The 6296-nt window shown below is 55.6% G+C and carries 5 protein-coding genes; all 5 read left to right on the top strand.

What is annotated here, in order from left to right; genetic code table 11:
* Positions 1-431 precede the first annotated feature (431 nt).
* Positions 432-2111, top strand: coding sequence for a ribulokinase (locus ACLQ7H_RS24480; RefSeq protein WP_411754913.1), 1680 nt, complete (start codon positions 432-434; stop codon positions 2109-2111).
* A gap of 54 nt (positions 2112-2165) precedes the next feature.
* On the top strand, positions 2166-3671 hold the full coding sequence (gene araA, locus ACLQ7H_RS24475; RefSeq protein WP_411754912.1) for an L-arabinose isomerase: 1506 nt from the start codon (positions 2166-2168) through the stop codon (positions 3669-3671).
* A gap of 101 nt (positions 3672-3772) precedes the next feature.
* On the top strand, positions 3773-5185 hold the full coding sequence (locus ACLQ7H_RS24470; protein WP_411754911.1) for a glycoside hydrolase family 1 protein: 1413 nt from the start codon (positions 3773-3775) through the stop codon (positions 5183-5185).
* Positions 5186-5374: 189 nt separating this feature from the next.
* Entirely contained in the window at positions 5375-5815 is a 441-nt protein-coding gene (locus ACLQ7H_RS24465; RefSeq protein ID WP_021178055.1) for a DUF2569 domain-containing protein, read from the top strand.
* Between the two features lie 144 nt (positions 5816-5959).
* The coding region (locus tag ACLQ7H_RS24460) for an Rnf-Nqr domain containing protein (RefSeq protein WP_411754910.1) at positions 5960-6296 on the top strand (337 nt) is incomplete at its 3' end.

The following is a 6296-nucleotide window of genomic DNA, read 5'->3' as shown; positions in this document are numbered from 1 at the left end:
CTCTGCGACAGCTGAATGTGACATAACCGCCGTCGGACCGATCACTGCCAACGCCTTAGTGAATTTATGCATGGTACTCTCCGCTGTTTTGCTTTCATCGGTAGGAAAACCGGGCTACCGTGAAAACGTTATCATTATGAGATCCTGTCACGACAATGGCCTTGTATCTCGCTTCTCGCCGTCGACTCAGGTAAGACGCAAACAGTTTTAGCCGGTATTTGTTAGTTAAATGTAGAGCGCTATCACATCCCGAGATAACAGCAGATATGTGCATACATTTAGCAAATTTAACCAAGTGATAACTTTTGAACCCCATCACAAAATCACTGCAGCAAGCAGAAAAGTGCATACTTCCAGCCAATGATTCCTCACCTGCCTCCCCGTCCCGCTCCTATCGTTAATCTCAATCTAACAAGTAAGGAGTCAGCATCATGACGGCAGGTGCTATTGCCCTGGGATTAGACTTCGGCAGCGATTCAGTGCGGGTACTGGCTGTCGACTGTCAAAACGGCAACGAACTGGATACCGAGGTGGTCTACTACCCTCGCTGGCAGCGGGGTGACTTCTGTAACGCTGCGCAGAACCAGTTCCGCCACCATCCACTCGACTATATCGAAGCCATGGAGCAAGCCGTCGTCGCCGTGGTGCAGCGCATGAGCCACGAACAGCGGCAGGCCGTGGTTGGGATTGGGGTGGATTCCACCGGCTCCACTCCCGCCCCGATTGATGAACATGGCGACGTGCTGGCGTTACGGCCGGAGTTTGCCAGCAATCCCAACGCCATGTTTGTCCTGTGGAAAGACCACACCGCCATCGAGGAAGCCGAGGAGATTAACCAACTGTGCCGCCGTGGCGATTTCCCCGATTATTCGCGTTACATCGGCGGCGTTTACTCCTCTGAGTGGTTTTGGGCCAAGATCCTGCACGTTTCACGCCAGGATGAGGCGGTACGTCACGCCGCCGCTTCTTGGGTAGAGCTGTGCGACTGGGTACCGGCGCTGCTTGCTGGCACTACCGCACCGGATCGGTTAAAGCGTGGTCGTTGCAGCGTTGGGCATAAAACGCTGTGGCACCCAGACTGGGACGGTTTGCCCCCTAAAGCCTTCTTTGCGGCCCTGGATCCGTTGCTGGTAGAAGATCTGCCCTATCCGCTGTTCAACGGTTCCTACACTGCCGATTTACCGGTGGGGACGCTGACCAAAGAGTGGGCCGCGCGGCTTGGGCTGTCAGAAAACGTGGTGCTGTCCGGTGGCGCCTTTGACTGTCACATGGGGGCCGTGGGAGCCGGTGCACAGCCTTATACGCTGGTGAAAGTGATTGGCACCTCAACCTGCGACATTCTGATCGCCGATCGTGAACGCGTGGGCGATCGCGCCATTAGCGGTATCTGCGGCCAGGTGGACGGCAGCGTGGTACCGCAAACCATCGGGATGGAGGCCGGGCAGTCCGCTTTTGGCGATATGTACGCCTGGTTCAGCCGCCTGCTGAGCTGGCCACTGCGTGAGGCCGCCAAAACGCAACCGCAACTCCAGGCGCAACTGCAACAAATCGAGCACGACATGCTGGCCGCCCTGACCGCTGCCTGGGCTAAAAACCCTTCGCTGGACCATCTGCCAGTAGTGCTGGACTGGTTCAATGGCCGCCGCACCCCCTACGCCAACCAGCGCCTGAAAGGGGTGATCACCGATCTCAACCTCGGCACCGATGCGCCCACGCTGTTTGGTGGCTTTATTGCCGCGACGGCATTTGGCGCTCGCGCCATCATGGAATGCTTCGAACAGCAGGATATTCCCGTCGATAACGTGCTGGCTTTAGGCGGCATTGCCCGCAAGTCACCGGTGATTATGCAGGTTTGTGCCGATGTGATGGATCGCCCGCTACAGATTGTCGCCTCCGACCAATGCTGCGCGCTGGGTGCGGCCATCTTCGCCGCCGTGGCCGCCGGGCATTTCAGCGACGTTCCGCAAGCTCAGCAGCATATGGCTTGCAGTATTGAACGTACTTTGCAGCCCGATCCCGCTAACGTCGCGCGCTATCAACAACTTTATGAACGCTACCAGCAGTGGTGCCACGCCGCTGAGCCACGCTTTGCCGTAGCTGCCAAAGATTAATACGCTGGGAGGACATCCTCGGCTCAATAAAACCTCTAGATTCAGGAGTTTTCGATGAACATCTTTAAACAACGTGAAGTGTGGTTCGTGATCGGCAGCCAACATCTCTATGGCCCTAAAACCTTGCAACAGGTGATGGAAAATGCCGAGCAGGTCGTGAACAGCCTGAATCGTGACGCAGGTTTGCCAGTGAAGATGGTATTGAAACCGCTGGTCACCACGCCGGACGAAATCACCACCGTCTGCCGTGATGCCAATTATCATCAGGACTGTGTCGGCATCATCACCTGGCTGCACACCTTCTCACCGGCCAAAATGTGGATTGCCGGCCTGTCGATCCTCGATAAACCGCTGCTCCAGTTCCATACCCAATTTAATGCCGAGGTTCCTTGGGACAGCATGGATATGGACTTTATGAACCTGAACCAAACCGCCCACGGTGGCCGTGAGTTCGGGTTTATCGGTGCCCGTATGCGCCAGCAACACAGCGTTATTGCGGGCCACTGGCAAGACAAAAATGCTCAAGAACGTATCGCTCAATGGATGCGTGTTGCCTGCGCCAAACAGGAAAGCCAACAGCTGAAGGTGGCGCGTTTTGGTGACAACATGCGCCAGGTCGCCGTGACCGATGGCGATAAAGTGGCCGCGCAGATCCAGTTTGGCTACTCCGTCGATGCTTACGGTATCGGCGATTTGGTCAGCGTGATCGATGAAGTGAGCAAGGGCGATATCGATGCTCTGATCGAAGAGTACGAAGCCAGCTATGAGCTGAGCGACGTGGCAAAAGTAAACGGTGCCAAACGGCAGAACCTGATCGATGCCGCCGCTATCGAACTGGGCATGAAACGTTTCCTCGAACAGGGCAAGTTCCACGCCTTCACCACCAACTTTGAAACGCTGCACGGCATGAAGCAGTTGCCAGGTTTAGCGGTGCAGCGCCTGATGCAGCAAGGCTACGGCTTTGCCGGTGAGGGTGACTGGAAAACCGCGGCCCTGCTGCGCATTATGAAAGTGATGGGCAGCGGCTTAAACGGCGGCACTTCGTTTATGGAGGATTACACCTACAACTTCCAGCCGGGCAACGATCTGGTGGTGGGGTCCCATATGCTGGAAGTCTGCCCTTCCATCGCCAAAGAGCACAAGCCATTGCTGGATATTCAATATCTGGGCATTGGCGGCAAGGCCGACCCTGCCCGGCTGATCTTCTCTACCCCGGCAGGCCCGGCGGTGAACGCCAGCCTGATCGATATGGGCGATCGCTTCCGCCTGCTGGTCAATCAGGTGGATGCCATCGAACAGCCTAAACCGTTACCTAAGCTGCCAGTGGCGCGAGCGATCTGGCGCGCTCAGCCTTCCCTGGCTACGGCGGCGGAAGCCTGGATCCTGGCAGGTGGCGCGCACCACACGGTGTTCTCGCAGTCACTGAACGCCGATTACCTGCGCCTGTATGCCGAGATGCATAACATTGAATTCCTGCTGATCGATAACGACACCACCCTGCCAGCGTTCAAGAACGAAATCCGCTGGAATGAAACTTACTACCAAATCAACCGCCGCTAAACGCGCCAGCAAAAACTGCAACCGGTTTCAGAAACCGGTTGCAAACTCGTTTCGACTCGACCTAAACTAGACTCAATATTTAACATATGGAGAGAATAGTTATGTCTGCTTTCCCGAAAGAGTTCCTCTGGGGCGCGGCCAGCGCGGCGTATCAGGTTGAAGGCGCACACGATGCCGATGGCAAGGGCCCATCCATCTGGGATACCTTCTCCCACCTGCCAGGTACCACTTACCAAGGCACTAACGGCGACGTTGCCGTCGATCACTATCACCGCTTCCGTGAGGACGTGGCGCTGATGGCCGAAATGGGGATGCAGAGCTACCGGTTCTCTATCTCCTGGCCGCGCCTGCTGCCACAAGGCCGAGGCACCATCAATGAGGCCGGGGTCAAATTCTACAGCGATCTGATCGATGCCCTGTTGGAACACAACATTGAGCCGATGATCACCCTGTACCACTGGGATCTGCCGCAGGCATTGCAAGATGAAGGCGGTTGGGAAGCACGTAGCACTGCGGAGGCTTTTGAAGAGTATGCCCGCCTGTGTTATCAGCGTTACGGCGATCGCGTCAAACTGTGGTCTACCTTCAATGAAACCGTGTGCTTTATCGGTTTCGGTTACATCACCGGCGGCCACCCACCGGGCGTACAGAACCCGGCGCGGGCGATCCAGGCCTGCCACCACGTATTTGTAGCCCACGCTAAAGCGGTGGCTGCATTCCGCACCAGCGGCATTGACGGCCAAATCGGCTTCGTCAACGTGTTGCAAACCCACACCCCGCTCAGCCAGTCTGCTGAAGACCTGGCGGCCTATCAGTTGGCCGAAGGGATCTTTACCCATTGGCTGTACGATCCGGTGCTGAAAGGGGAATATCCGGCCGAACTGCTGGCGCAGACTCAGGCGCTGTGGGGCGTGCCGCAATTCGCACCTGGTGATGAGCAACTGCTGCGCGACAATATCTGTGATTTTATTGGCCTGAACTACTACAAGCGTGAAACCATCGCGGCCAATAATCAAGAGTCACATCTGACCATCAACACCACCGGTGAGAAAGGCAGCGGCCACCAGCAGGGTAACGAATTCGGCTTTAAAGGGCTGTTCAAATTCGTCCGCAACCCGAACGGCGTGTATACCGATTGGGACTGGGAGATTTATCCGCAGGGCCTCACCGAAGGCATCATGAATATCAAGGCACGTTACGGCGATATTCCTATCTACATCACCGAGAATGGCCTGGGTGCCAAAGATCCGATTATCGATGGTGAAGTGGTGGATGACGCTCGTATCGACTATCTGCGCCAGCACATTGGCGCCATTGAAGACGCCATCAAACAGGGTGCCGACGTGCGTGGCTATTATCCGTGGTCGTTTATCGATCTGCTGAGCTGGCTCAACGGCTTCCAGAAGCAGTACGGCTTTATCTACGTTGACCACAACAAGGATCTGGCGCGCCAGCGTAAGAAGAGCTTCTTCTGGTACCAGAAACTGATCGCCAGCAACGGTGCGGAACGTTAACAACGGCTAAACGGGCGCAGCATGCAGCGCCCCTACGGTGAACACCGGTTGAGGTTTGTAAACCGTGTCATGCCAGTCAGCGAAATCTGACTGGCATTTTGCCGTTGGTGCCGCCTTCTCCTCGCGCAATGGCGCATATTTGAGTAAGCTATGCCGCTTACTTCGTTGGAATACCACTCAGGATCTCGTATGACCCAAGCTGAATACTCGCGCATTGGCGGTTGGCTGCTAGCCCCAATGGCCTATCTGATCGTTACCCTGCTCAGTGCCAGCCTGATGCTGGCCCTGTACGGTATGGCCATTTTTATGCCGGAATCACGCGAGTATCTGAGCACCAATGCTCAGGCTTTCTCCACACAGTGGTATTTGTCGGTGCTTACCACGCTGGTGATGTGGTGCTTTACGCTATACCTGCTGTGGCTGTTCTGCCAGCGTTCACAACGTTTTCCGAAGTTGTTCCTGGTCTGGCTGCTGATCACCGTGCTATTGGCGATCAAGGCATTCGCCTTTGCCCCAGTGCCCGATGAACTGGCAGTGCGTAGCCTGCTATGGCCGTTGGTGATGGCCGCCCTGCTGGTACCCTATTTTAAGCGTTCCCAGCGCGTGAAAGGCACCTTCACCGAGAAGTAACCGCGGTAAGGCACGATTTGATCGCCCTGCCGAGTAAATTTTCAGCAAAATGGGCAAAAAAGCGCAATACCCTTGCGATTAGTATGTTGTCGTTACGCCGCCGATTACCGATAATAGGCGGCTTTTATTTTTTTAGGCATTGCAATGACCGAATACCTGCTCTTGTTTGTTGGCACCGTACTGGTGAACAACTTTGTCCTGGTGAAATTCCTGGGCCTGTGCCCCTTTATGGGCGTTTCCAAGAAACTGGAAAGTGCCATCGGCATGGGCATGGCCACCACTTTCGTTATGACGCTGGCTTCAATTTGTGCCTGGCTGATCAACAGCTTTATCCTGATCCCGCTGGATCTGGTGTATCTGCGCACGCTGTCTTTCATTTTGGTGATCGCAGTTGTGGTGCAATTCACCGAAATGGTGGTGCGCAAAACCAGCCCAGCGCTGTATCGCCTGCTGGGGATTTTCCTGCCGCTGATCACCACCA

It is taken from the genome of Serratia sp. (in: enterobacteria), assembly GCF_046715635.1.
GTDB lineage: Bacteria > Pseudomonadota > Gammaproteobacteria > Enterobacterales > Enterobacteriaceae > Chania.
This window is presented reverse-complemented; position numbering and strand designations above follow the sequence as displayed.